This window comes from Streptomyces sp. NPDC007872 (genome assembly GCF_042868165.1).
GTDB lineage: Bacteria > Actinomycetota > Actinomycetes > Streptomycetales > Streptomycetaceae > Streptomyces.
In genome coordinates, this window is record NZ_JBIAEA010000009.1 from 190,997 (window position 1) to 215,282 (window position 24,286).

A 24,286-nucleotide genomic window follows, 5' to 3' on the forward strand; every position below is an offset into this window, starting at 1 on the left:
CCTCCCGGAGGCCCTTCCATGTCCCACCCCGTGCCCGGCTCCTCCCCCGTGCCCGCCCCCGCGTCCGCGCCCGCGCGGCGCGGCCTCCTGCGCGGCTCGCTGGCCGCGTCGGCCGCGCTCGCCCTCGGCGGCGCCGGCCTCGCGGCCCCCGCGTTCGCGCTCTCCGGCCGGCCCCGGGCCGCGTGGGGCGTGCAGGCGGGCGACGTCACGGCCTCCTCCGGCCTGGTGTGGGTGCGCTCCGACCGTCCGGCGCGCATGATCGTCGAGACCTCCGCGACCGAGTCCTTCCGGCGGGCACGCCGCCACCGCGGGCCGCTGCTCGGGGCGGGCACGGACTTCACCGGCACCACGGCCCTGCGCGGCCTCCCGGCGGGCGAGCAGGTCCACTACCGGGTCACCCTGGCGGACCCGGACGACCCGCGCCGTACGGGCGAGCCGGTCACCGGCACGTTCCGCACGGCCCCGGACCGGCGCCGCGACGGCGTCCGCTTCCTGTGGTCCGGGGACGTCGCGGGGCAGGGCTGGGGCATCAACCCGGACATCGGCGGCTTCCGCGCGTACGACGAGATGCGCCGTCTCGACCCGGACTTCTTCCTGTGCAGCGGGGACGCGATCTACGCGGACGGGGTGATCGAGCCGAGCGTGACCCTGCCGGACGGGCGGGTCTGGCGGAACGTCACGACGCCGGAGAAGGCGAAGGTCGCCGAGACCCTCGCCGAGTACCGGGGCAACTTCCGGTACAACCTCCTCGACCACAACGTCCGGGCGTTCAACGCGCAGGTGCCGTCGATCGTGCAGTGGGACGACCACGAGGTGCGGAACAACTGGTACCCGGGGCAGATCCTGGACGACCCCCGGTACGCGGAGAAGGACGTGGACGTCCTCGCCGCCCGGGCGGCGCGCGCCTTCGGCGAGTACACGCCGGTCTCCACCCTCCACGTGCCGGGCGGACACGGCGGACGGAGCGGGCGGGGCGGGCACGGGCGGCGGGTGCACCGGGTGGTGCGGTACGGGCCGCTGCTCGACGTGTTCGTGCTCGACATGCGCTCGTACCGGAACCCCAACTCTCCCAACCGGCAGGCCGACGACACCACCGGCATCCTGGGCGCGGAGCAACTGGCCTGGCTGAAGCGGGAGCTGGCCGCGTCCACGGCCGTGTGGAAGGTGCTCGCGGCCGACATGCCGATCGGCCTGGTGGTGCCGGACGGGACCGCGAACTTCGAGGCGGTCGCGCAGGGCGACCCGGGCGCGCCGCTGGGCCGGGAGCTCCAGGTCGCGGAGCTGCTGCGGTTCGTCAAGCACCGGCGGATCACCGGCACGCTGTGGCTGACGGCGGACGTGCACCACACCTCGGCGCAGCACTACGCGCCGGAGCGGGCGGCCTTCGAGGACTTCGCCCCCTTCTGGGAGTTCGTGACGGGGCCGCTGGCGGCGGGCGCGTTCCCGGCGAGCGCGCTGGACGGGACCTTCGGGCCCGACCGGGTGTTCATACGGGCTCCGGAGCGGGGGAACCTGTCGCCGATGGAGAGCCCCTCGTACTTCGGCGAGGTCGACATCGACGGCCACAGCGGGGACCTGACCGTGCGCCTGCGGGCGGAGGGCGGGAAGGTGCTGTTCAGCAAGGTGCTGCGACCGGGGCGTGTCGGGCAGTGGCCCCGGGCCTCTGAGGGGGTTCCGGCCCGATGGGGCTCCGCCCTGAGGAGGTGAGGAGGTTCCGGCCCGATGGGGCTCCGCCCTGAGGAGGTGAGGAGGTTCCGGCCCGATGGGGCTCCGTCATGAAGGAGTTCCGCCCTGGAAGGGCCCCGGCCTGAAAGGGCTCGGTCCTGGAAGGCCTCCGGAGGGGCGTTGTCAGTGGTGGGTCCTACGGTTTTTCCATGACGCGATCCGTACAGGCGCTCGCCTACGCACGCCCGTCCGCGCTGGAGTCCACGGGCTCCGGCCGGCTGCTCGGTCTGGAGACGGCGGGAGGCCTCACGCCCCGCGGGGCCGAGGCCCGTCCCCGCTTCTTCTCCGGCTTCCTGGCCTCGCCGCAGGTCGCCGCCCGCGGTCTGCTCGCGGTCGCCGACGTGGCCGCGGCCCGCTACTACCAGCGGACACGGCCGGGTTCGCTGGATCCGGTGGTGACGGGGAACGGGGACCGGCTGCGGTTCGAGTCCTTCTCCGGCTGCGGCGGGGTGTACGCGCGCCTGGACGTGCTCGACGAGGGCCTGGGCGGCGCGGAGACGGAGCACGGCACCACCAACGTCGACGTCAACGATCCGCTGCGCGAGGCGCTGTCGCGGATGACGGGGGACGATCCGCTGCACCTGCGGGTCGGCCCCGACGAGATGGCGGTGAGCACCCTCGCGGGCGCGGTCGTGGAGAAGAAGGTGCCGCTGCCGGACCGCTGGCTGCGGGGGTTCGCCGAGGCCCAGGTCGCCTCGGCGCGGTTCGACCTGCGGGCGGAGCTGACGGGGGCGGAGGCCGTGCGGTTCCTCCGGTCCCTGCCGCGCACGCGATCCCGGGGGCGCGGTCCGCTGTGGATCACGCAGTCGGGCCGGACCTTGCGGCCGACGACCCGGCCGGGCGCGGGCGCGGTCTGCCTGCCGGGGCCGGACCGGCTGGCCGCCCTGGAGCGGGTGCTGCGGTACGCGACGGGGCTGCGGGTGTACGGGCCGGTGCCGGACGGCACGGCCGCGGCGAGCGCCTGGGAGGTGACGCTGCCGGGCATGCGGCTGACGCTCACGCTGTCGCCCGACCCGGCGCGGGGCTTCTCCGGCGAGGGCGGGGTCCTGGAGGCGCTCGCGACGGAGGAGGCGGAGCAGGACGCCGAGCTGGTCGCGGTGCTGCTCGCCTGGGAGCCGCGCATCGACCCGGCCGACCTCGCGGCGCAGGCGGGCCTGACGGCCGACCGGGTGCGGGCGGCGCTGACCCGGCTCGGCACGGCCGGGCGGGTGGGGTACGACGTGGCGGACGCGGCCTACTTCCACCGGGAGCTGCCGTACGACGCGGACCGCGCCGAGCGCCACAACCCGCGTCTGGTGAGCGCGCGCCGACTGGTCGCGGAGGGGGCCGTGGAGCTCGACGGCGCGTCGGCGGCGGTGGCCTCGGGCGACCGGCGCTACCGGGTGCGGGAGTCGGACGGGGTCCTGAGCTGCACCTGCCAGTGGTGGGCGGACCACCGGGGGCGCCGGGGGCCGTGCAAGCACGCGCTCGCGGTGCGGATGGCCCGGCGGGGCGCGGTGGTCGCGGCCGGGGCCGCGCCGTGACGGGCCCGGCGGCGGGCATCGGGGAGCGGGCGGCCGGAGCGGTGGCCGGCATCGGGAAACGGGCGGCCGGGGCGGTGGCCGGCATCAGGGAGCGGGCGGCCGGAGCGGTGGCCGGCATCAGGGAGCGGGCGGCCGGAGCGGTGGCCGGCATCGGGGAACGGGTCGAAGGGGCGGGACGGAAGACAATGGGGGCAGGCATGGAAATCGGTGCGGAGAACGGCGCGGAGAGCGGTGCGGCGGTGTCGGTGGAGGACGGTGCGCGAGGTGCGACCGGAGGCGGCGCGGCGGTCGAGCGGCTGCTCGACGCGGTGCGCGCCGGGCGGGACCGCCAGGTGCCGAAGCTCCTGGAGCCGCTGGACGCCGCCGCGCGCAAGGAGGCCCTCGGGAGGCTGAAGGCGCTGCGCGCCGAGGTCCGCTCCTGGGACTGGAAGCGGGGGCAGGAGGCGGCCCGGATCCGGCGCGGCCTGTACGTGGCGGGGGCCGGGTGCCACACGGGCGCGGCGGCGGCCTCGACCTGGCTCGCCGGCGGCGACATGCTGGGCTGGCAGCTCAAGGACGCGACCCCGGTCCTGGCGGTGCTCGCCGACCGGGACCCGGCCTGGCTGGCGGACGTGGCGGGACGGCTCGCCAAGCGGCGGAACGTCGCGGAGACCGTCTACGAACTGATCCGCGGGCTCGTGGTGCGCTCCGGCTGTCCGGTCCCGGCGACCGACGGCTACGTCCTGGGCTGGACGCGGAAGGTGACCGACAAGCGGCTCCTGGAGCGGCTGCGCGCGGACCCGCAGACCCCGGTCCTGGTGGCGCACGCGCTCTCGATGGGCGAGACCCCCGACCGGATGACCTGGTCGGTCGGTCCGGAGGCGCCCACGCACTGGCCCACGGCGATCACGACGCTCGTCGCGGAGGGGGTGCTCGACCGGGCCGGGGTGGTGGACCTGTGCGCGTCCCGGCTGCTGTGCGGCGGGCGGGCGCGGGACCTGAGGTTCCCGCTGGAGGTGCTGCGGCTCCTCGCGCCGACCCGGGAGGAGCTGCGGGAGCGGGTCCCGGACTGGACCGGGATGGCGGCCGACGCCCCGTCGCCGGTCGCCGGGTACGCGCAGGAGGTCCTGGCGGGGCTCGCCGTGGAGGGGGCGCTGCCGACGGGGGCGCTGGCCGAGATGACGGGTGCGGTGCTCTTCCGCACCGAGAAGAAGCTGGTGCGGGCCCAGCTCACCCTGGTGGGCAAGGTGCTCGCGCGGGAGCGGGGCGCGGCAGGCGAGCTGCTGCCCGCCGTCGCGGAGGCGTTCGGGCACGAGGACACCGGCGTCCAGGAGCGGGCGCTCAAGCTGGTGGGCAGGTATCTGTCCGCCGTGGACGCTGAGGTGCGGGCGGAGCTGGCCGAGGCGGCCGGGCTGCTCGGCCCGGCGCACCGGCGGGCGGCCGTGGAGCTGTTCGGGGACGCCCTGGGGGCGGCCGACGCCGGGCCGTACGAGGAGGTCCTGCCGCCGGTGCCGGGACCGGAGCCGGTGGCGCCCGTGGCGGCCACGGTCGGCGCGCTGGTGGAGGAGCTGGTGGCGAAGGGGCTCATGGAGGACCCCGTGGCGTTCGAGCGGGCGCTCGACGGTCTGGTGCGGCACGCGCACCGGGATCGGGCGGCCGTGGTGGAGGCGGTGCGGGAGGCGTTCCCGAGGGGGACCTGGGAGACGCCCCACCACTTCACGCACTACACCCACGGCATCCACGTGGTGCTCGCGTCGCTGCTCGGCCTCGTGAAGCGGTCGGTGATCGACGGCCACCGGGCGGAGGTGCCCGACCGGGACTCCTGTTCCCACGAGGGCCTGTCGGGCGTCCTCGAAGCGCGCCTGTGGGAGGCCGCCGCCCTGGTGGGCACGGACGGGCTGCCGTTCCTGCTCGCCACGCCGACCCTGCACACCGGCGGGATCGATCCGGCGGTCCTCGTGGAGCGGCTGCGGGCCTACCGGGACGCGGCCGTGGAGCCCGCCCCGGTCGATCTCGCCCAGGCTCTGGTGCGGGTCCTGCGGACCGACCCGTCGGCGGGGCGGGCGGCCGGGGAGGCGGCGGCGCTCGGCACTCCGGCCGGTCTGCGGCTCGCCGCCTGGCTGCGGGACGAGGACGCGCTGGGGGCGACCGTGCGGTTCTTCCCCCGGGGGGCCGAGCAGTTCTCGGGGAAGTGGTGGCTGGTCGACCGGACCGTGGTGGAGTTCGGGAAGCGTGCCGTGGTCCGGGAGGAGTTCCCGCCGGCCTTCCACTGGCTGGGCGGTGCCGTGCGGGCGACTCCCCGGCGCTGCTACCACTGGATCGGGGACCGGGCGCAGTGGGCTTCGGTGCTCCCGGCCGACCGCGAGGTCCTGGCGGCCTGTCTGCTTCCGGCCATGGCGCACTCCGTCGACGGGGACCAGCGCGGGACGACCGAGCCGCTGACCGCGCTGGCCGAGGCCGGGGGGCCGGTGGGCCGCGCGGTGCACCTGGCCCTGGCGTTCGGTCTCGGCTGCCTCGACTCCGACGACCGGCTGCGGGCGGTGGACGCGCTGCTCGTCCTGGCGTCGCGGGGCGAGCTGAACGCCCGGGCGCTCGGGGCGGAGCTGGCGTGGCTGGTGGCGGAGGGCTCGCTCAAGCCGAACCGGCTGGCGGACGCGGCTCGTACGGCGGCCGTCACGGGGGCGTACGGGACGGTCTGGGCGGTCCTGGAGGCGATGCTGCCGGAGCTGCTCGGCGCGGCGAAGCCGGTGCGGGGGCTGGGCGAACTGCTCGCGGTCGCGGCCGACTGCGTGGAGCGGTGCGGGGCCCGGGGGGAGGTCGACGGTCTCGATGCGGCGGCCTCGGCGCGGGGTTCCTCGCAGCTCGTCGTCCAGGCCGAGCGGCTGCTGAACGCACTCCGTCAGGAGGCCGATCAGCCTCCGACAGAAACGGCCTGAATCGGTCGTTAAGCCGCCAGAGGGGCGCTTAACCCGTCAGTCACAAAGCGTTCGTGATCACGCAACACCACTGGGCCACAGTGAAGTCATGACCGATGTGACGTCCTCGAAGAGCGCCCGCCATCCGCACCACTGGCGGCACGACCTGATCGAGCTGGCCGCGCTGTTCACCGCCGTGGTGGTGGCCGACACGATCGCCAAGACCATCGCCAAGGGCCCGGAGGGCCCCTACCTGCTGGTGTTCTCGGCGGTCGCGCTGGTCGCCACCGCCGCCTTCCACACCTGGTGGGCGCGGAGGCGCAGTCATGCCAGTCATGCCCCGCCCGCCGGTGATCCCGGCGGGCATCCGGCCGTCGTCCCCGCCGCGCGGCCGGAGCCCGCGACGGCGGAGGGGCCCGGTGCGGACGGCGGGTCCGGCCGGGCGGCCGGGACCTCGCTGTGGCGGATGCGCACCACCGTCGCGGACACCCCGGGCAGCCTCGCCGCCCTGTGCACGGTCCTCGCCCGCCTGGACGTGGACATCCTCACCCTCCAGACCCATCCGCTGGCGGACGGTACGGTCGACGAGTTCCTGCTGCGCGCCCCCGCCGACCTCTCCGCCCAGGCCCTGGCCCGGGAGACCGCGGCGGCCGGCGGCCGGGACACCTGGACCGAGCGGGCCGACGCCCACGACCTGGTGGACACGCCCACCCGGGTCCTCGGGCTCGCCACCCGTACGGCGCTCGACGCGGCCGAACTGCCGCTCGCGCTGCGCCAGCTCCTCGGCCGCTGCACCCTCCACTCCGTGCCGGCCGTCTCCCTCACCGGACGTCCCACCGGCGAGCAGGCCCCGGTCGAAGGGGTCCTGGAGGAGACCGTGATGCGGCTGCGCGACCCGCACGGCGGCACGCTCGTCGTCGAGCGCCCCTATCTCCCCTTCACCCCGACCGAGTTCGCGCGGGCGCGCGCCCTGGTCGAGCTCGACGCCCGCCTGGGCCCGCGCCTCCCGCGCGGCCGGGACGTGCTGACCCTGCCCGAGGGCAACGCGATCACCGTCCGCCGCGCCGACCAGCGCGACCTGGCCGCCGCGCGGGCCATGCACGACCGCTGCTCGGCCCGCACCCTGGGCCTGCGCTACCACGGTCCGGTCGGCGACGCCGACCGCTACCTCGACCACCTGCTCAGCCCCCGCTTCGGGCGCACCCTCGCCGTGCAGACCGCGTCCGGCCGCCTCGTCGCCCTGGGCCACCTGCTGTGGGACGGGGACGAGACGGAGGTCGCGCTGATGGTCGAGGACGACTGGCAGCGGCGCGGCATCGGCTCCGAGCTCCTCGGCCGGCTCGTGGCGATGGCCGAGGAGGCGAACTGCGACAGCGTGTACGCCGTGACCCAGTCGTCCAACACGGGAATGGTGGCCGCGATGCGGGCGCTGAACCTGCCCCTCGACTACCAGATCGAGGAGGGCACCCTGGTGATCACCGCCCGGCTGGCCCCGGCACCGCGTCCGGGCGCCCGGACGCAGCAGCACGGAGGGTCCCGGCCGGCGGAGCGCTGAGCGCCCACGTCAGGTCCCGCCAGAGGTCCTCGACGTCCTCCAGGCCGACCGACATCCGCAGCAGGCGGTCGCTGACGCCCGCCGAGCGCCGGTCGCCCTCGGCCACGATCCGGTGGCTGATGGAGGCCGGGTGCTGGATGAGGGTGTCGACGCTGCCGAGGCTGACCGCCGGGGTGATCAGCCGCACCCCGGCGATCACGTCGTGCGGCTCCCCGTACACCTCGAAGGCGATCATCGCGCCGCCGATCCGCGGGTAGTGGACGCGGGCGATCCGGGGGTCGGTGGCGAGCCGCCGGACGAGTTCGGCGGCCGTCGCGGACGCCGCCCGCACCCGCACCGGCAGGGTGGAGAGGCCGCGGAGCAGCAGGTAGCCGGCGAGCGGGTGGAGCACCCCGCCGGTGGCGAAGCGGACCTGCCGGAGGGTCCGCGCGAACTCCTCGTCGCAGGCGACGACCCCGCCCATGACGTCGCCGTGGCCGCCGAGGTACTTGGTGGCGCTGTGCAGCACGATCCGGGCGCCCTGCTCGACCGGCCGCTGGAGGACGGGGGTGGCGAAGGTGTTGTCGACCAGGAGCGGCACGGAGCCGCAGGAGTGGGCGAGGGCCCGGATGTCGGCCTCGGCGAGGGTGGGGTTGGCGGGCGACTCGACCATGACCAGGCCGGTGTCGGGCCGGATCGCCTCCGCGATGCCGGCCGGGTCGGTCCAGGTGACCTCGGTGCCGAGCAGACCGGCGTCCAGGAGGTGGTCGCTGCAGCCGTACAGCGGGCGGACCGCGACGACGTGGCGCAGGCCCTGGCTCGCCCGGGCGAGCAGGACGGCGGTCAGGGCCGCCATGCCGCTGGCGAAGGCGACGGCCGCGTCGGTGCCCTCCAGACGGGCGAGGGCCTCCTCGAAGCGGGCGACGGTCGGGTTGTCGAGCCGGGCGTAGACGGGCGGGCCGTCGAGCCGGGCGCCGGTGGTGGCGAACTCGTCGATCCGGGCGGCCTCGGCCCGGGCGTCGTACGAGGGGTAGGTGGTGGACAGGTCGATCGGCGGGGCGTGCAGCCCGAGGTCGGCGAGGTCCTCGCGGCCCGCGTGCACGGCTTCGGTGGCAAGGGCCCTCGGGGTGACCGAGGGGCCGAGATCCATGGCGTCCATGGCGGCACTGTGAACGGATACCGGCAAGTAGCAGGAAAGCTCCGTGCTACGTTCGGGCGATGGCCGATTCCGTCGTACTGGACCCGGTCGATCTGCACATTCTTCGCCTCCTGCAGAACGACGCCCGGACCACCTACCGCGAGCTCGCCGCCGAAGTCGGCGTCGCTCCCTCCACCTGCCTGGACCGGGTCGCCCGGCTGCGGCGCACGGGTGTGATCCTCGGTCACCAACTACGTCTGGATCCGGCCAAACTCGGCCGTGGCCTTGAAGCGCTCCTCCTCGTCCAGGTCCGCCCGCACCGAAGGGAACTGATCGGTCCGTTCGTCGAACGGATCCGGGCGCTGCCGGAGTCCCGGGCGCTGTTCCACCTCACCGGGCCCGACGACTACCTGGTGCACGTGGCCGTGGCGGACCCCACCGACCTGCAACGACTCGTCCTGGACGAGTTCACCTCCCGCCGCGAGGTGGCCCGGGTCGAGACCCGGCTGATCTTCCAGCAGTGGGAGTGCGGGCCGCTCCTGCCGCCTTCTGCGGGCCCCTCCTTGTCAGCCGTCTGAGGCCCGACGAGGGTGACGGCGGCCCGCCGGAGAGGCCAGGATGGCCCCCATGCCAGAGATCTCCAGCAGCCCGCTGCCCCGCCAGGTCGCCGACGACCACGTCGACGCACTCATCGCCCTCGACCCCATCGTCGGCACGTACTTGGGCGTCAGGGAGAGCGCCGGACTGCTGCCCGACTTCTCGCCCGCCGGCCAGCGGGCCGTGGCCGATCTCGCCCGCCGCACGCTCGCCCGGCTCGACGGGGCCGAGCGGGCGCCGGGCGCGGACGGCGACGCCGAGCGGCGGTGCGCCCGGCTGCTGCGGGAGCGGCTGACGGCCGAACTGGCCGTGCACGAGGCCGAGGAGGGTCTGCGCGCCGTCAGCAACATGCGCTCGCCCGCGCACAGCGTCCGCATCTCCTTCACCGTGATGCCGACGGAGACCGAGGAGGACTGGACGGCGGTGGCGTCCCGTCTGCGCGCGGTCCCGGCCGCCCTGGAGGGCTACCGCTCCTCGCTCGCCCTCGGCCTGGAGCGCGGGCTGCTCGGCGGCCCCCGCGCCACCGCCACCTTCGTCGGACAGCTCACCGAGTGGGCGGACGGGGCGGACGGACGGCCGGGCTGGTTCGAGGAGTTCGCCGCCACCGGGCCCGACGCGCTCCCCGCGGGGCTCCGCGCCGAACTCGCGACGGCGGGGAAGGAGGCCACCGCGGCCGTCGGGGCGCTGCGGGACTGGATGCGGGACGTGTACGCCCCGGCCGTCGCCGGCGCCCCGGACACGGTGGGCCGCGAGCGCTACCGGCGCTGGTCCCGCTTCTTCAACGGCACCGACCTGGACCTCGACCAGGCCTACGCGTACGGCTGGTCCGAGTACCACCGGCTCCTCGGCGAGATGCGGACCGAGGCCGAGCGGATCCTGCCCGGCGCGGACCCCTGGGAGGCGCTCGCCCACCTGGACGAGCACGGCGCCCACATCGAGGGCGTCGACGAGGTGCGCGCCTGGCTCCAGCGGCTCATGGACGAGGCCATCGAGGCGCTCGACGGCACCCACTTCGAACTCGCCGAGCGGGTGCGGCGGGTGGAGTCCCGCATCGCCCCGCCGGGCGGCGCCGCCGCGCCGTACTACACCGGCCCGTCCGAGGACTTCTCGCGCCCCGGCCGCACCTGGCTGCCCGTGGACGGCGCGACCCGCTTCCCGGTGTACGACCTGGTGTCGACCTGGTACCACGAGGGCGTGCCGGGCCACCACCTCCAGAGCGCGCAGTGGGCGCACGTCGCCGACCGGCTCTCCCGCTACCAGGCGACCATCGGCAAGGTCAGCGCCAACATGGAGGGCTGGGCGCTGTACGCGGAGCGCCTGATGGACGAGCTCGGCTTCCTGCCCGACGCCGAGCGGCGCCTGGGCTACCTCGACGCCCAGATGATGCGCGCCTGTCGGGTCGTCGTGGACATCGGCATGCACCTGGGCCTGGAGATCCCGGCGGACTCCCCCTTCCGTCCGGGCGAGCGGTGGACCCCGCAACTGGCCCAGGAGTTCTTCCAGCGGCACAGCAGCCGCCCGCCGGCCTTCGTGGAGAGCGAGATGACCCGCTACCTCTCGGTGCCCGGTCAGGCGATCGGCTACAAGCTGGGCGAGCGCGCCTGGCTGCTCGGCCGCGCCAACGCCCGGGCGGCGCACGGCGAGGCGTTCGACGCGAAGGCCTGGCACATGGCGGCCCTTTCGCAGGGGCCCCTCGGCCTGGACGACCTGGTGGACGAGATCTCGCGGCTCTGAGCGGGGCCGGGGCGGCGGTTCCCCGGCCGTCCGCGTGATCGGCCGGGGATCCCGTACGAGGGGATCTCGTTCAAGGGGATCTCGTTTGATCGGCACGGGATCCTCCTGCTATTCCTCCCCCATGACCACCGCCTACACGCCGGACGCCACCGACTGGCGCATCCTCGAGGCCCTCCAGTCCGAGGGCCGCGCCAGCTTCGCCGAGCTCGCGCGCGCCGTGTCGATGTCGCCGTCCGCGGTGACCGACCGGGTGCGGCGCCTGGAGGAGGCCGGGGTGATCACCGGGTACACCGCCCTCGTCGACCGGGAACGGCTCGGGCTCACCGTCCTCGCCTTCGTGCGGCTGCGCTATCCGCACGGCAACTACAAGCCGTTCCACGACCTGCTCGACAGCACGCCGGAGGTCCTGGAGGCGCACCACGTCACCGGTGACGACTGCTTCGTCCTGAAGGTCGCGGCCCGCTCCATGCGCGATCTGGAGACGATCACCGGGAAGATCTCCGGGCTCGGCGCGGTGACGACCAGCGTCGTCTACTCCTCGCCGCTGCCCCGGCGCCCCCTCAGCCGCTGAGCGCGTCCCCGCCGGTGCGAAGGCGCACCGCCGAGCCCTGCCGCGCCTTGACGACCTCCAGTTGGGCCGGGATCCGGCGGCGCAGGTCCCCGACGTGGCTGACGATGCCGACGCTGCGGTCCCGCTCGCGCAGCGAGTCGAGGACGTCGAGGACCTCATCGAGGGTCTGCTCGTCGAGGCTGCCGAAGCCCTCGTCGATGAAGAGGGTGTCGAGCCGGACGCCGCCCGCCTCGTCCGTGACCACGTCGGCGAGGCCGAGGGCGAGGGCGAGGGAGGCGAAGAAGGTCTCGCCACCGGAGAGCGTGGCCGTGTCGCGCTCGTGGCCGGTCCAGGCGTCGACGACGTGCAACCCGAGGCCGGCCCGCTTGGAGCCGGAGCGGGCGTCGGAGTGGACGAGCGTGTAGCGGCCCGAGGACATGCGCAGGAGGCGGGCGGTCGCGGCAGCGGCGACCTGTTCGAGCCGGGCGGCCAGGACGTACGACTCCAGGCGCATCCGGCGCTCGTTCTCGGCGGAGGTGCCGGCGGTGAGGGCCGCGAGGCGGGCCACCCGTTCGTACTCCTCGCGGAGCGGTCCCAGGCGGCGGACCTCGGCGACGGCCTGCCGGGAGAGCCCGGTGAGGCCGGCGACCCGTTCGCGGGCGGCGGCGAGGGCGGAGTCGGCCTCGCGCAGGGCGCGTTCGGCCGCCGCGTGGGCGGCCTCGGCGGCGGCCGGGTCGGCTGGCGGGAGCGCGGCGGCGGCCGCGGTGCCCGGTTCGGCGAGCCGGTCGGCGACGACGGCCTCCTCGGCCTGCCAGGCGTCGAGGCGCTGCTGGAACTCGCGGCGCTCCCGCTCGGCCAGGAGCGCGGCGGCGGCCTCGTCGGGGGTGGTGAAGCCCTCCTGGTAGGCGGCGTCGGCGAGCCGGTCGTCGGCCTCCTTGAGGCGCCGGGCGGCGAGTTCGGCGGCGCTCACGGTGCCGGCGGCGTCGACGAGGAGCTCGACGCGCCGCTCCAGGCGGGCGGCGTGTTCGGCCACGGTGGCGAACGCGCCGCGTCCCCGGGCGATCTCCTCGTCGAGTTCGGCCAGGCGCCGGTCCAGCGTCTCGCGCCGCGAGGTCCGGATGGCGACCCTCCGCTCGGCCTCCCGTTGCGCCGCCACCCGCTCCTCGTGCTCCCGCTCGGCCCGCGCGAGCGCCTCGCGCGCGGCGTGCGCCTGTCCGGCGAGCGCGTGGGCCTCGGCGTGGAGTCCGTCCAACTCCCGCACCTCGGACGCGAGTTCCTCGACAGTGGGGTCGGCGGCGGCCGGGTCGTCGTCCGGTCCGGTCCGGGCCTCCAAGCGGGCCGCCGTCCAGGACTCGCGGGTGACGGCCAGCTCGCGCTCGACGGCCGTACGGGTCTCCTCCGCGTCGCCGTAGGCCGCGTAGGCGGCGTCCTCGGCAGCGCGGTCGACGTGGCCTGCGGTGGTGCGGGCGGGGGCCGGGTGGGCGGTGGAGCCGCAGACCTGGCAGGGGTCGCCGGGGGCGAGGCCGGCCGCGAGTTCGGCGGCGATGCCCTCCAGGCGGCGGGACTTGACGTCGAGCCAGGTCTCGTGGGCGTCGTTGCGCCGCTCGCGGGCCTCCGCGAGGCGGTGCTCGGCCGCCTCGGCGCCCCGGGCCAGGGCGTCGCGGCGGCGGGCCGCGGCGAGCCTGCGGCGGGCGGGCTCCAGGCGGCCCGCGAGGTGTTCGGCGCGGGCGGCGGCGTCCCGGGCGGCCTCGACGCGCTCGGCGAGCCGGGCGCGGCGCGGCTCCCACCCGGCGAGCCAGTCGGCCGCGTCGCGCAGGACGTCCTCGTCGGCGCGCGCCTCCCGTGCCAGTGCGGTCCGTTCCTCGGCGACGGCGGCGGCGCGGTGCTCGGCGCGGCGGGCCGCTCCGAGGCCGCCGAGCTCCCCGCGCATCCGGTTCTCCAGGGCGGAGAGCTGCTCGGTCCCGGCGTCGGCGAGGTCGGACGGCAACCGGTCGCGGGAGCGGGCGAGGGCGGACAGGGCGGCGGCGTGCTCGTGCTCGGCGTCCCGGCGCAGGGCCAGGGCGGGGGCGACCCGGTCGGCCCGGAGGCTCCGGTCCAGGGTCGTCCGGAGGCGGTCGCGCTCGGGGGCGCGCTCGGCGATCCGCTCGCGGCGGCGCAGCGCGTCGGCGTGGCGCTCCTGGCGGGCGGCGAGGTCGCGCTCGGCGTCGAGGGCGGCGCGCGCCGCGGTCCGCCGGAGCTCGGCGGCGGCGAGCCGCGCGTCCGCGACGTCCAGGGTCTCGCGCGCCTCGGTGCGGGCGACGGCGGCCCAGGTGAGGACGGAGGCGGCGAGTCCGGGTTCGCCGGGCCGGCCGTCGACCGGGGTGCGGGCCGCGTCGAGCCCGCCGGCGGCCTGGGCCATCCGGTGGGCGAGGGCGAGCAGCCGCTCGTCCCCCTCCCGCACCCGCTGTTCGGCCACGCGCCGCAGGTCGGCCAGGCGTTCCTCGACGGCGGCGAAGCGACGGGTGTCGAAGAGGCGGCCGAGGAGCCTGCCCCGGGCCTCGGCGTCGGCGCGCAGGAAGCGGGCGAAGTCGCCCTGCGGGAGGAGGACGACCTGGCAGAACTGCTCGCGGCTCATGCCGAGGAGCTGGGTGATCTCCTCGCCGGTCTCCTGGTGGGAGCGGCTGAGGCCGTTCCAGACGCCGGTGGCCGGGTCGTACTCGCGCAGCCAGGTCTGCGCCTTCTCGGTGGTGAAGCCGGTGCCGCGCCGCTTGGGCCGCTGCTGGGCCGGGCGGCGGGTGATCTCCAACCGCCGGTCACCCACGGTCAGTTCGAGGAGGACCTCGGTGTACGTGCCGGCGGGGGCGTGGTCGCTGCGCAGGGAGCCGCCGGGGGTCTGGCGGACGCCGGGCACGCTTCCGTACAGGGCGAAGCAGACGGCGTCGAGGACGGAGGTCTTGCCCGCGCCGGTCGGTCCGTGGAGCAGGAAGAGGCCGGCGGAGGACAGGGCGTCGAAGTCGACGGTCTGGGTGGCGCCGAAGGGGCCGAACGCGGTGATCTCCAGGCGGTGCAGCCTCACCGGCCCACCTCGCGCTCGGCCGTGTCGACCCGTACGTCGTCGAAGGCGCCGTACAGGACCGCCCGTTCGGGTCCGTCGAGCGCCGCGCCGCCGCGCACGTGGGACACGAAGTCCTCCGCGATCTGCTGGTCGCTGCGGTCCCGGAGCCGCCGGGCGTAGGAGGCGCCGGTGCCGTCGCCGGTCCGCTCGGGGTCGAAGACCAGGTTGAGGGTGTGCGGGAAGCGTTCGGCGAGCCGGTTCATGGGGTCGGCGGGCCGTACGGGGTCGGTGAGGGTGGCCTCGACCCAGGAGCCTTCGTGGCGGGCGTGCGCGGGGTCGGCGAGGAGGTCGTCGAGCCGGCCCCGGAGCCGGGCGAGGGGACGCGGGACGGGGCAGTCGAGGCGTTCGGCGTCGAGCTCCGCGCCGTCGGGGCCCGCCGGGCCGAGGTCGACGAGCCACATGGTCTTGCGGTGGTCGGCCTCGGAGAAGGAGTACGCGAGGGGGGAGCCGGAGTAGCGCACGCGGGGGGTGAGGGTCTGGCTGCCGTGGAGGTGGCCGAGGGCGACGTAGTCGACGCCGTCGAAGATCCCGGCGGGGACGGCGGCGACGCCGCCGACGGTGATGTCCCGCTCGCTGTCGCTGGGCGCGCCGCCGGCGACGAAGGCGTGGGCGACGACGACGGAGCGGGTGGCGGCGGGCCGGGCCGCGAGGTCGGCGCGGACCCGGTCCATGGCGGCGGTGAGCACGGCCTCGTGACCGGCCTTCCCGGCGCCGAGCCGCTCGCGGACGAGGACGGGTTCGAGGTAGGGCAGGCCGTAGAGGGCGACGTCGCCGTGGGCGTCGGCGAGGACGACGGGGGTGCCGACGCCGCCGGGGTCCGTGCGGAGGTGGATGCCGGCCCGTTCGATGAGTCCGGCGCCGACGCCGAGGCGGCGGGCCGAGTCGTGGTTGCCGGAGATCATGAGGGTGGGGACCCCGGCCTCGGCGAGCCGGTGCAGGGCGGTGTCGAAGAGTTCGACGGCGGGCAGCGGGGGCACGGCCCGGTCGTAGACGTCGCCGGCGACGAGGACGGCGTCGACGCGGTGCTCGCGGACGGTGGCCACGAGGTGGTCGAGGAAGGCGGCCTGGGCGCCGAGGAGTCCGACGCGGTGGAAGGACCGGCCGAGGTGCCAGTCCGAGGTGTGCAGAAGCCTCACGTCGCCGTCCCGCCCCGCATGTGTGCCGTCCCTCCCCCACCGGTCCCGCACCGGTCGCCGTTCGTGTGCGCCCACCACGCTATCCCGAGCGGGGGCGTGGGGACGGCCGTCCCGGTGACGGGGCACCGGGGTCGTGCGTCACACGTCGCCGTACGCCTCGCCGCCGAGTTCGAGGGCGGCCGTGCCCGCCGTGGCGTCGGCGAGCCAGGCGCGGAAGGCCTCGACGTCGGCGTCGGGGAGGCCGATCCCGATCGTGACGGCGTCGGCGTACCGCACGTCCCGGACGACGCGGCCCGTCGCCCGCAGGTCGTTCTCCAGCTTGCCCGCCCGCTGGTGGTCGACGGTGACGGTGGCGAGCCGGAAGCGCTGCCGGGTCACGGTGCCGAGCGCGTCGAGGGCCTCGCCGACCGCTCCCCCGTAGGCACGGATCAGACCGCCCGCGCCGAGCTTCACGCCGCCGTAGTAGCGGGTGACGACGGCGGCGACGTACCGCACCTCGCGGCGCAGCAGCATCTGGAGCATGGGGACGCCGGCCGTGCCGCCCGGTTCGCCGTCGTCGCCGGCCCGCTGCACGGAGGCGTCGGCGCCGAGGACGTAGGCGAAGCAGTTGTGGGTGGCCGTCGGGTGCTCCGCGCGGACGCGCGCGACGAACTCCTGCGCCTCCCGCTCGTCGGCGACGGGCGCGAGCGCGCAGAGGAAGCGCGAACGGTTGACCTCGGTCTCGTGCACGCCCTCGCGGGCCAAGGTGCGGTACTGCTCCTGCATCCGGCCAGCCTACGTTCCGCCGGGCCGGCGCTCCCCGGCGGCCGGTGGGGGCCGCGGGAATCAAGGACCGGCGCGGCTCGTTCCCCCAGGAGACGGACCGCGCCGAGGAGAGGCAGCAGAGACGATGAGCGCCGACAGCACGACCACCGGTCCCGCCGAGTACTCCGCGTCGGAGGCGGTACGGCGGATCCTGACGTCCACGGGCGACACCTGGGCGGTGGTGGGCCTCTCGAACAACCGGGCGCGGGCGGCCTACGGGGTCGCGGCCGTCCTCCAGCGCTTCGGGAAGCGGATCGTCCCGGTCCACCCGAAGGCGGAGACGGTCCACGGCGAGCGGGGTTACGCCTCCCTCGCCGAGGTCCCGTTCCCGGTCGACGTCGTCGACGTCTTCGTCAACGGCGACCTGGCGGGCGGGGTCGCCGACGAGGCCGTGGCGATCGGCGCCAAGGCGGTCTGGTTCCAGCTCGACGTGATCGACGAGGCCGCCTTCGCCCGTACGCGCGAGGCGGGCCTGGACATGGTGATGGACCGCTGCCCGGCGATCGAGATCCCGCGTCTGGGCTGACCGGAAGGATCAGGCCGGGGGAACGCCGAGGCCCTCCAGGACGACCGCGCCGGGGAGTTGGCCGAGGGCCTTGCCCGGCAGGATGAGCTTGCCCCGGCGGCGGCCGCTGCCGACGAGGACCCAGGGCGTGTCGACGACGGCGGCGTCCACGAGGAGCGGCCAGTCGGCGGGGAGGCCGACGGGGGTGATGCCGCCGTACTCCATGCCGCTCTCGCCGGTGGCCGTGTCCATCGGGGCGAACGAGGCCTTGCGGGCGCCGAGGTGACGGCGCACCGCTCCGTTGACGTCGACGCGGGTGGCGGAGCCGACGACGCAGGCGGCGAGGGTCGTCCCACCGCCCCGCTTGGCCGCCACGACCACGCAGTTCGCGGAGGTGTCGAGGAGGTCGGCGCCGTGGTGCTCGACGAAGACGGCGGTGTCGGCGACGGCCGGGTCGGTGTCGACGTAGAGCACCTGGTCCGCGGGGACGGGTCCCGTCCAGGCGCGGACGGCGGCGGCGACGGGTCCGGTCAGGAGGTCGAGGCGGTCCGCGGCGGGGCGGGCGTCGGTGAAGTCTCCGATGGGTGCGCGCATGCCCGCCACGCTAACAACCGGCGCGGGGTGGACGGGGCGCCGTCTCGGAGTACGGGCGGGGACGTACGAACAGTCCCGAACAGGCCCTCAGGACGCCGCCGTGCCCGCCTGTTCGACCTCCCACGCCGCGAGCGCCGCGAGCTGCTCGGGGGTGACGTCCCGCGGGATCGGGACCGGCGCGGGGGTGCGGAGCGGGGGCTGCCAGCCGTTCTCCGGGTCCCAGCTCCGGACCACCTTCGCCGGGGCGCCGGCCACGACCGCGTGGTCGGGGACCTCGCCGCGCACGACCGCGCCCGCCGCGACGACCACGTTCCGGCCGAGGCGCGCGCCGGGGAGGACCACCGCGCCCGTGCCGAGCCAGCAGCCGGGGCCTATGGAGACCGGTGCCGAGCGGGGCCACTGGCGGCCGACCGGCTCGTCCGGGTCGTCGTAGCTGTGGTTCGTCGAGGTGATGTAGACGTACGGGCCGCAGTACGTGTCCGAGCCGATCGTCACCCTCGCGTCGGCGATGACGTGGCTGCCCCGGCCGAGGACGACCCCGTCGCCGAGGGTCAGGACCGTCTCGGTGCCGAGGTCGAGGTCCGGCAGCATCCCGGCGGTCAGCGTGACCTGCTCGGCGATGATGCAGCACGCGCCGATCTCGATCCACCGCTCGCCGAAGACCGTGCCCTGCGGGAAGGCGAGCCGGGTGCCCTCGCCGAGCCGGCGGAAGCGCAGCCTCCCCTGGTGCTCGGCGGTGACGGCGCCGGCCTGCTGCGCCCAGCGCCAGCCGCCCTGGAGGGCGTGCGCGACGACCCGGCGCCGCCAAGCGGCGAGGGATGAGAACGTGTTTCTGTTCCTGGGCACCCGGACACGGTAGTCGGCGGCGCCGCGCCCGATGACCGCCGTGCGCTGTGATGTCCGTCATGAGTCCCGTCATGAGCACGGCATAGGCTGCGGCGCGGGGGCATCCCCGGGCGCGACACGACCGCTGACGACCAGGAGCGAGGAACCATGACAGAGGCGTTGATCAAGGGTGTGGGCGGCAAGGAGCCGCGGATCGACCCGACGGCCTTCACCGCCCCCACCTCGGTGGTCCTCGGCGAGGTCACCCTCGGCGCCCGCGCGAACGTCTGGTACCACACGGTGCTGCGGGCGGACTGCGGCCCGATCGAGATCGGCGAGGACTCCAACGTCCAGGACAACTGCACGGTCCACGTCGACCCCGGCTTCCCCGTCTCGATCGGGGCCCGGGTGACCGTCGGGCACAACGCGACCGTGCACGGCTGCGTCATCGAGGACGACGTGCTCGTCGGCATGGGCGCCACGGTCCTCAACGGGGCCCGGATCGGCGCCGGGTCGCTCGTCGCCGCCCAGGCGCTCGTCCCGCAGGGCATGGAGGTCCCGCCGGGCTCACTGGTCGCGGGGGTCCCGGCGAAGGTGCGCCGCCCGCTGACCGAGGAGGAGCAGGCGGGCATCCGGCTCAACGCCGAGATGTACCTGCACCTCGCCAAGGGCCACGCGGAGGCCTTCGAGGACTGAGCGCGCCCGGACGGCGGGCACGCGGAGGAGGGCGGCACCCCGCCGGGGTGCCGCCCTCCGTGCCGTACGGGAGGTGCTCAGTCCGCGACCGGGGCCGGCTCCGGCTCGGCGGCGGACGCGGCGGCCCGCTCGGCGGCCGCCTTCTTGGCGCGGTTCTTGATGACCAGCATCGAGGTGAGGCCGATCAGGACGGCCAGGACGAGGCCGAGCCAGGAGAAGCGCTTCAGCCACGCCTCGGCGACGACGCCGACCGAGTAGATGACGGCCGTGGTGCCGCCGGCCCACAGGATGCCGCCGAAGACGTTGGCGACGAGGAACTTCCAGTACGGCATGTGCAGCACGCCCGCGAGCGGTCCGGCGAAGATGCGCAGGAGGGCGACGAAGCGGCCGAAGAAGACCGCCCACATGCCCCACTTCCGGAAGGAGCTCTCCGCGAGTCCGATGTTGGCCTCGCTGAAGTGCTTGGGGAACTTGCTCCCCAGCCAGGCGAGCAGGGGTCTGCCGCCCTTGCGGCCGATGGCGTAGCCGATCGAGTCCCCGACGATCGCGCCGGCGGTGGCGCAGGCGCCGAGCACGTACGGATTGATGTCGCCGTGCTGCGAGGCGAGCAGCGCCGAGCTGACGAGGACGATCTCTCCGGGCAGCGGGATGCCCAGGCTCTCCAGCCCGATCACCACTCCCACGAGGACGTAGACGGCGATCGGGGGGATGGTCTCCAGCCACTCCTGGACGTGCAACGCGGCTTCCTCCCGTGTGGACTCCCCTGTGCGCGCCCCGTCCGTGGTCGGGGGACGTGGCGCCGGCGTGCACCGCGGCGGGCACGCCGGGGAAGCCTACCCGGTCGGGGAGGCCGGGCCCCGACGCCGAGCGCCGGGGCGGGCCGGGCCCGGCGGAACGCGTCCGCCCCCGCGCCGGAAGGGGTGCGGGGGCGGAGGAGCGGCGGTCCGGCCGGGTCAGGCGTTCGGGCGCAGGGTCCATACGACGGTCATCTCGCCGGTCACGGCGCCGTCCTCGCGGGTGATGTCGATCCGCACCGGGAACTCCGGGCGCTGTCCGGCGTCGAGCTCGGCGACGACCTCGGCGGCGGGGCGGCCCAGGGTGGCGGTGGCGGTGACGACGCCCATGGCCAGCTTCTTATAGCCGATCTCGGCCTTGACGGCGAGCGGGACCGCGCGGCTCAACTGGTCGCCGAAGGCGGCGAGCACGATGGCGCCGCTGGCGGACTCGGCCAGGGTGAACATCGCTCCGGCGTGCGGGCCGCCGACGTGGTTGTGGTAGGCGGGCTGGTCCGGCAGGCGCACGACGGCGCGCTCGGCGGTGGTCTCCAGGAACTCCAGGTTCAGGGTCCCGGCCATGGGAACCGTCGCGGCGAGCATCTCGCCGACGGTCATCTGGTCTGCGCTCATGGAGCGTGATGTTACTCGCGGGTAGAACTCTTGGCCATCCCCCTCGGGACCTTCGCGGACTCCCGGGACCGGGGGCGGGCGTGGTCGGACGCCCCCCGCACCTCTATGGTTACTGGCCATGTGGCCAGGACAGCAGCCGCCCGGGGGCGAGCAGAACCCGCAGGACCAGAGTCAGAACCCCTACCAGCAGCCGGGGTACCAGCAGCCGAACCCGTACCAGCAGCCGCCGGCCCCGCCCGGATACCCGCAGCAGCCACCGGCGCAGCCGGGCCATCCGCAGCAGCAGCCGGGGTACGGCCGGCAGCCGCCGGTCCCGCCGGGGTACCCGCAGCAGGGGTACGGCCCGCAGCCGGGACAGGTGAACCCGTACCAGCAGCCGACCGTGCCGCAGCAGTACGCGGTCCCGGGACCGGGGCAGCCCGGCGGCCCGGGCGGTCCCGGCGGGAAGAAGAGGACGACCGTCGTGGCGATCGTCGCCGCGACCGCCGTGGTCGTCGCGGCCGGCGTCACCGCCTTCCTGGTGCTCGGCGAGGACGACGAGAAGCCGGCCGTCGCCGACCCGAAGCCGTCCGCGACGGCCACCGCCTCCGTGGACCCGTCGACGGCCCCCGAGCCCGGCCCGTCGTCCGACCTCGACAACCCGCGCGACGACGCCGCGCGGCAGCCGACGATCCCCGGCTGGAAGGTCGTCTACAACCCGAAGTACGGCACCCTCTTCGACGTGCCGCCGGAGTGGGACGTGGCGAAGCCCGGGACGATCAGCTTCCTGGAGGACGAGAAGAAGGGCGACGGCACCCCGCTCGTCACGATGTCCGGGCCCACGCACCTCAAGAGCAAGTGGTGCACCTACGACACCAACAAGGACGGCAGCGAGGAGTCCTGGAGCCTGGCGTCGGCCGGCACCAAGGGCGGCCAGGGTGCCAAGAGCACCGCGGAGGCCGCGTACAACGAGGCCGCCACGTGGGTGTGGGGCGGCTACGCGCAGCACATGCCGCGCAACACGATCAAGATCACCAAGGCCGTGCCGTACACGACGAAGTCGGGCCTGGCCGGCAGCCTGTCGACGGCCACCGCGCCGGGCGTCAAGAAGCGCAACAAGTGCGAGTCGGACGGCAAGGCGATCGCCTTCACCTTCAAGAACGCGAAGAACGACTTCTCGACCTGGGTCCTCAACGCGGCCGACGGCGTCTCCGGCGAACTGCCGGACGCCACGATCCGGCAGATCCTCTCCACGGTCCGGCTCGCCGAGGACTCGTGACGGCCGGAGACCAGTGGTGGTTCCCGGGGCGGCGGGCCGCCGCCCCGGGGAGCCACGGCCCGTCCGCACGGCGGTTTGGCAGTTCGGGCAGGTGGCGGGGATAGTCCCGGGGTGACCTCACCCGCCGGCTCCCCCGCTCCCTCCGCCCCTCCCGGCTCCCCCGCCCCGACCCGCTCCCGCCGGCCCGAGTGGGCCGGACGCAACTACCTCCTGCTGACCGCCGCCACGGTCGTGACCAACCTCGGCACGCACGGCGCCCTGATCGCCACCACCTGGGCGGTCTTCGACTCCGGCGGCGACGCGGGCGACGTCGGCCTCGTGGCGATGGCGCGCTTCCTGCCGCTCGTCCTCTTCCTGCTCGTCGGCGGCGCCGTCGCCGACCGGCTGCCCCGGCACCGGGTGATGGTCGCCGCCAACGCCCTCAACTGCGTGTCGCAGGCCGTCTTCGCCGCCCTCGTCCTCTCCGGCGGGGCCCGCGTCTGGCAGATGATGGTGCTCACCGCGCTCTGCGGCACCGGCCAGGCCTTCTTCAACCCGGCGGCCGAGGGCATGCTCCTGGCCACCGTCAGCGGGGAGCAGGCGAGCCGGGCGTTCGCCGTCTTCCGGATGGCGATGCACGGCGCCTCCATCGGTGGCGCCGCGCTCGGCGGCGCGCTCGTCGCCTTCGTCGGATCCGGCTGGGTCCTCGTGGTCGACGCCGTCGCCTTCGCCGTCGCGGGCGGGCTGCGCGCCTTCCTCGACGTGAAGGGCGTCCCCGAGCGCGCCCCCGGCGGCGGTCTCCTCGCCGACCTGCGGGAGGGCTGGCAGGAGTTCGTCGGCCGCCCCTGGCTGTGGTCGATCGTCGCCCAGTTCTCCGTGGTGGTGGGACTGATCGGGGCGGTCGAGGCGGTGTACGGGCCGCTGGTCGCCCGGGAGGAGCTGGGCGGCGCGCGCCCCTGGGGCTTCGCGCTCGCCGCGTACGGAGTGGGGACGGTCGCCGGCGCGGTCCTGATGACCCGGTGGAAGCCGCGCCGGATGCTGTTCGTCGGGACGCTGGGCGTCTTCCCGATCGCGCTGCCCTCGGCGGCGCTCGCGGTGCCGCTGCCCGCGATCGGCCTGACGGCCGCGATGTTCGTGAGCGGCGTGGCGATCGAGGTCTTCGGCGTCTCGTGGATGACGACGATGCACCAGGAGATCCCGGAGGAGAAGCTGTCCCGGGTCTCCGCCTACGACTGGTTCGGTTCGACGGCCCTGCTGCCGCTGACGACGGCGCTCGCGGGCCCGGCGGAGGGCGCGTTCGGCCGGAGCGGGGCGCTGTGGGGCGCGGCGGCGCTGATGGTGCTCGTCACCGCCCTCGTCCTGCTGGTGCCGGACGTGCGGAACCTGACCCGGCGTCCGCACGTGCCCGTGGGGAAGGAGCCGGGAGCCGTGCCGCCGCAGGCGCGCTCAGCCGATGCCGAAGGCGCCGTCCGGGGGAACGGGTGACGGCACGGCCCCCGCGTCCCCGACCGGTTCCGCGTTCCCGGTGAACCGGGCGAGCGCGTCCCCGTGCTCCACGCGCGCGGGGAACGCGTCCGCCGCGGCCCGGCGCGCGAGGCGGGCGGTGTCGAGCGGGCGCGTGGAGGCGACCAGGACGGCGTTGCCGAAGCGGCGGCCGCGCAGGACCCCCGGTTCGGCGACGAGCGCGAGCTCGGGGAGGACGGCGGCGAAGGTGGCGAGCTGGGAGCGGAGGAAGGCGAAGGGGGCGCCGTCGGCCAGGTTGGCGGCGTAGACGCCGCCGGGCCGCAGGACGCGCCCGACCTCGCGCGCGTACTCGACGGAGGTGAGGTGGGCGGGCACGCGCGAGCCGCCGAAGACGTCGCCGACGATCAGGTCGGCCGAGGCGGTGGGCGCCGCCTCCAGCCAGCGCCGGGCGTCCGCGCCGTGCACGGCGATCCCGGAGTCCGCGGGGAGCGGCAGGTGCTCCGCGACCAGGGCGAGCAGACCGCGGTCCGCCTCGACCACGTCCTGGCGCGAGCCGGGCCGGGTGACGGCGACGTACCGGGGCAGGGAGAGCGCCCCGCCGCCCAGGTGCAGGACGTCCAGTGGCTCGCCCTCGCCGGCCGCGCCGTCGACGACGTGGGCGAGCCGGCGCGCGTACTCGAACTCCAGGTGTGCCGGGTCGTCGAGGTCGACGTACGACTGGGGTGCGCCGTCGACCGTCAGGAGCCAGGCCCGCTCCCGGTCCACGTCGGGCATCAGGCGCGCGGTGCCCTGGTCGACCTCGCGGACGACGGGGATGTGCTCGTTCACGC

General features: G+C 75.5%; 20 protein-coding genes. 11 read left to right on the top strand and 9 right to left on the bottom strand.

Annotation, left to right across the window (positions count from 1 at the left end):
- Positions 1 to 18: 18 nt before the first annotated feature.
- The 4 genes from ACFYNX_RS28275 (at position 19) to ACFYNX_RS28290 (ending at position 7,697) form a co-directional block, all read left to right on the top strand.
- Positions 19 to 1,707, top strand: a complete 1,689-nt coding sequence (locus ACFYNX_RS28275; RefSeq protein WP_388665332.1) for an alkaline phosphatase D family protein — start codon at positions 19 to 21, stop codon at positions 1,705 to 1,707.
- A gap of 167 nt (positions 1,708 to 1,874) precedes the next feature.
- Complete coding sequence (locus tag ACFYNX_RS28280) at positions 1,875 to 3,248, top strand: SWIM zinc finger family protein (RefSeq protein ID WP_388665334.1); 1,374 nt, start codon at positions 1,875 to 1,877, stop codon at positions 3,246 to 3,248.
- Positions 3,249 to 3,445: 197 nt separating this feature from the next.
- Positions 3,446 to 6,163, top strand: a complete 2,718-nt coding sequence (locus tag ACFYNX_RS28285) for a DUF6493 family protein (protein WP_388665336.1) — start codon at positions 3,446 to 3,448, stop codon at positions 6,161 to 6,163.
- An 88-nt stretch (positions 6,164 to 6,251) separates the two neighbouring features.
- Positions 6,252 to 7,697 carry a GNAT family N-acetyltransferase gene (locus tag ACFYNX_RS28290; RefSeq protein WP_388665338.1) on the top strand — a complete coding sequence of 482 codons (1,446 nt, stop codon included), beginning with the start codon at positions 6,252 to 6,254 and terminating at the stop codon, positions 7,695 to 7,697.
- Here the strand turns inward: ACFYNX_RS28290 and ACFYNX_RS28295 are convergent.
- Entirely contained in the window at positions 7,618 to 8,835 is a 1,218-nt protein-coding gene (locus tag ACFYNX_RS28295) for a trans-sulfuration enzyme family protein (RefSeq protein ID WP_388665340.1), read from the bottom strand. The two genes, ACFYNX_RS28290 and ACFYNX_RS28295, sit on opposite strands and share 80 nt — an antisense overlap.
- 59 nt (positions 8,836 to 8,894) lie before the next feature.
- On the opposite strand from ACFYNX_RS28295, the gene ACFYNX_RS28300 reads away from it, so the two are divergent.
- From ACFYNX_RS28300 to ACFYNX_RS28310, 3 genes are all read left to right on the top strand, one after another.
- The gene (locus ACFYNX_RS28300) at positions 8,895 to 9,392 is read left to right on the top strand and encodes an Lrp/AsnC family transcriptional regulator (protein ID WP_125666854.1); all 498 of its coding nucleotides are present in this window, start codon (positions 8,895 to 8,897) and stop codon (positions 9,390 to 9,392) included.
- A 49-nt stretch (positions 9,393 to 9,441) separates the two neighbouring features.
- Positions 9,442 to 11,145, top strand: a complete 1,704-nt coding sequence (locus ACFYNX_RS28305; protein ID WP_388665342.1) for a DUF885 domain-containing protein — start codon at positions 9,442 to 9,444, stop codon at positions 11,143 to 11,145.
- A gap of 121 nt (positions 11,146 to 11,266) precedes the next feature.
- Positions 11,267 to 11,716 carry an Lrp/AsnC family transcriptional regulator gene (locus tag ACFYNX_RS28310; protein ID WP_388665344.1) on the top strand — a complete coding sequence of 150 codons (450 nt, stop codon included), beginning with the start codon at positions 11,267 to 11,269 and terminating at the stop codon, positions 11,714 to 11,716.
- Here the strand turns inward: ACFYNX_RS28310 and ACFYNX_RS28315 are convergent.
- The 3 genes from ACFYNX_RS28315 to ACFYNX_RS28325 all read right to left on the bottom strand — a co-directional run bounded on the left by ACFYNX_RS28315 (position 11,706) and on the right by ACFYNX_RS28325 (position 16,690).
- Positions 11,706 to 14,750 carry an AAA family ATPase gene (locus ACFYNX_RS28315; RefSeq protein WP_388665346.1) on the bottom strand — a complete coding sequence of 1,015 codons (3,045 nt, stop codon included), beginning with the start codon at positions 14,748 to 14,750 and terminating at the stop codon, positions 11,706 to 11,708. The two genes, ACFYNX_RS28310 and ACFYNX_RS28315, sit on opposite strands and share 11 nt — an antisense overlap.
- Positions 14,747 to 15,925, bottom strand: a complete 1,179-nt coding sequence (locus ACFYNX_RS28320; RefSeq protein ID WP_388665348.1) for an exonuclease SbcCD subunit D — start codon at positions 15,923 to 15,925, stop codon at positions 14,747 to 14,749. Before ACFYNX_RS28320 ends, ACFYNX_RS28315 begins: the two co-directional genes overlap by 4 nt.
- Positions 15,926 to 16,063: 138 nt before the next feature.
- Entirely contained in the window at positions 16,064 to 16,690 is a 627-nt protein-coding gene (locus ACFYNX_RS28325) for a YigZ family protein (RefSeq protein ID WP_388665350.1), read from the bottom strand.
- Positions 16,691 to 16,814: 124 nt separating this feature from the next.
- Between ACFYNX_RS28325 and ACFYNX_RS28330 the strand changes: the two genes are divergently transcribed.
- Positions 16,815 to 17,255 (top strand): CoA-binding protein, encoded by a 441-nt coding sequence (locus ACFYNX_RS28330; RefSeq protein ID WP_365547672.1) that lies wholly within the window; start codon positions 16,815 to 16,817, stop codon positions 17,253 to 17,255.
- 9 nt (positions 17,256 to 17,264) lie between these two features.
- Here the strand turns inward: ACFYNX_RS28330 and ACFYNX_RS28335 are convergent, their stop codons facing one another.
- Entirely contained in the window at positions 17,265 to 17,828 is a 564-nt protein-coding gene (locus ACFYNX_RS28335) for a YbaK/EbsC family protein (RefSeq protein ID WP_365547669.1), read from the bottom strand.
- 87 nt (positions 17,829 to 17,915) lie between these two features.
- Positions 17,916 to 18,674 carry an acyltransferase gene (locus ACFYNX_RS28340; protein ID WP_388665353.1) on the bottom strand — a complete coding sequence of 253 codons (759 nt, stop codon included), beginning with the start codon at positions 18,672 to 18,674 and terminating at the stop codon, positions 17,916 to 17,918.
- 147 nt (positions 18,675 to 18,821) lie between these two features.
- Between ACFYNX_RS28340 and ACFYNX_RS28345 the strand changes: the two genes are divergently transcribed.
- Complete coding sequence (locus ACFYNX_RS28345) at positions 18,822 to 19,349, top strand: gamma carbonic anhydrase family protein (RefSeq protein ID WP_365547664.1); 528 nt, start codon at positions 18,822 to 18,824, stop codon at positions 19,347 to 19,349.
- A gap of 77 nt (positions 19,350 to 19,426) precedes the next feature.
- On the opposite strand, the gene ACFYNX_RS28350 is transcribed toward ACFYNX_RS28345, so the two are convergent.
- Positions 19,427 to 20,086 carry a DedA family protein gene (locus ACFYNX_RS28350; RefSeq protein ID WP_388665355.1) on the bottom strand — a complete coding sequence of 220 codons (660 nt, stop codon included), beginning with the start codon at positions 20,084 to 20,086 and terminating at the stop codon, positions 19,427 to 19,429.
- A gap of 216 nt (positions 20,087 to 20,302) precedes the next feature.
- On the bottom strand, positions 20,303 to 20,740 hold the full coding sequence (locus tag ACFYNX_RS28355; protein ID WP_030214413.1) for a DUF4442 domain-containing protein: 438 nt from the start codon (positions 20,738 to 20,740) through the stop codon (positions 20,303 to 20,305).
- 133 nt (positions 20,741 to 20,873) lie between these two features.
- Between ACFYNX_RS28355 and ACFYNX_RS28360 the strand changes: the two genes are divergently transcribed.
- Entirely contained in the window at positions 20,874 to 22,013 is a 1,140-nt protein-coding gene (locus ACFYNX_RS28360) for a hypothetical protein (protein ID WP_388665357.1), read from the top strand.
- 111 nt (positions 22,014 to 22,124) lie between these two features.
- On the top strand, positions 22,125 to 23,477 hold the full coding sequence (locus tag ACFYNX_RS28365) for an MFS transporter (protein ID WP_388665359.1): 1,353 nt from the start codon (positions 22,125 to 22,127) through the stop codon (positions 23,475 to 23,477).
- Here the strand turns inward: ACFYNX_RS28365 and ACFYNX_RS28370 are convergent.
- On the bottom strand, positions 23,439 to 24,284 hold the full coding sequence (locus tag ACFYNX_RS28370; protein WP_365547656.1) for a fused MFS/spermidine synthase: 846 nt from the start codon (positions 24,282 to 24,284) through the stop codon (positions 23,439 to 23,441). The two genes, ACFYNX_RS28365 and ACFYNX_RS28370, sit on opposite strands and share 39 nt — an antisense overlap.
- Between the last annotated feature and the right edge of the window lie 2 nt (positions 24,285 to 24,286).

Bases quoted from the DNA above. Each gene is read 5' to 3' on its own strand.
- ACFYNX_RS28290 (WP_388665338.1), top strand. From the start codon at position 6,252: ATGACCGATGTGACGTCCTCGAAGAGCGCCCGCCATCCGCACCACTGG.
- ACFYNX_RS28310 (WP_388665344.1), top strand. From the start codon at position 11,267: ATGACCACCGCCTACACGCCGGACGCCACCGACTGGCGCATCCTCGAG.
- ACFYNX_RS28295 (WP_388665340.1), bottom strand. From the start codon at position 8,835: ATGGACGCCATGGATCTCGGCCCCTCGGTCACCCCGAGGGCCCTTGCC.
- ACFYNX_RS28300 (WP_125666854.1), top strand. From the start codon at position 8,895: ATGGCCGATTCCGTCGTACTGGACCCGGTCGATCTGCACATTCTTCGC.
- ACFYNX_RS28330 (WP_365547672.1), top strand. From the start codon at position 16,815: ATGAGCGCCGACAGCACGACCACCGGTCCCGCCGAGTACTCCGCGTCG.
- ACFYNX_RS28325 (WP_388665350.1), bottom strand. From the start codon at position 16,690: ATGCAGGAGCAGTACCGCACCTTGGCCCGCGAGGGCGTGCACGAGACC.
- ACFYNX_RS28355 (WP_030214413.1), bottom strand. From the start codon at position 20,740: ATGACCGTCGGCGAGATGCTCGCCGCGACGGTTCCCATGGCCGGGACC.
- ACFYNX_RS28285 (WP_388665336.1), top strand. From the start codon at position 3,446: ATGGAAATCGGTGCGGAGAACGGCGCGGAGAGCGGTGCGGCGGTGTCG.
- ACFYNX_RS28335 (WP_365547669.1), bottom strand. From the start codon at position 17,828: ATGCGCGCACCCATCGGAGACTTCACCGACGCCCGCCCCGCCGCGGAC.
- ACFYNX_RS28280 (WP_388665334.1), top strand. From the start codon at position 1,875: ATGACGCGATCCGTACAGGCGCTCGCCTACGCACGCCCGTCCGCGCTG.
- ACFYNX_RS28275 (WP_388665332.1), top strand. From the start codon at position 19: ATGTCCCACCCCGTGCCCGGCTCCTCCCCCGTGCCCGCCCCCGCGTCC.
- ACFYNX_RS28345 (WP_365547664.1), top strand. From the start codon at position 18,822: ATGACAGAGGCGTTGATCAAGGGTGTGGGCGGCAAGGAGCCGCGGATC.
- ACFYNX_RS28360 (WP_388665357.1), top strand. From the start codon at position 20,874: ATGTGGCCAGGACAGCAGCCGCCCGGGGGCGAGCAGAACCCGCAGGAC.
- ACFYNX_RS28305 (WP_388665342.1), top strand. From the start codon at position 9,442: ATGCCAGAGATCTCCAGCAGCCCGCTGCCCCGCCAGGTCGCCGACGAC.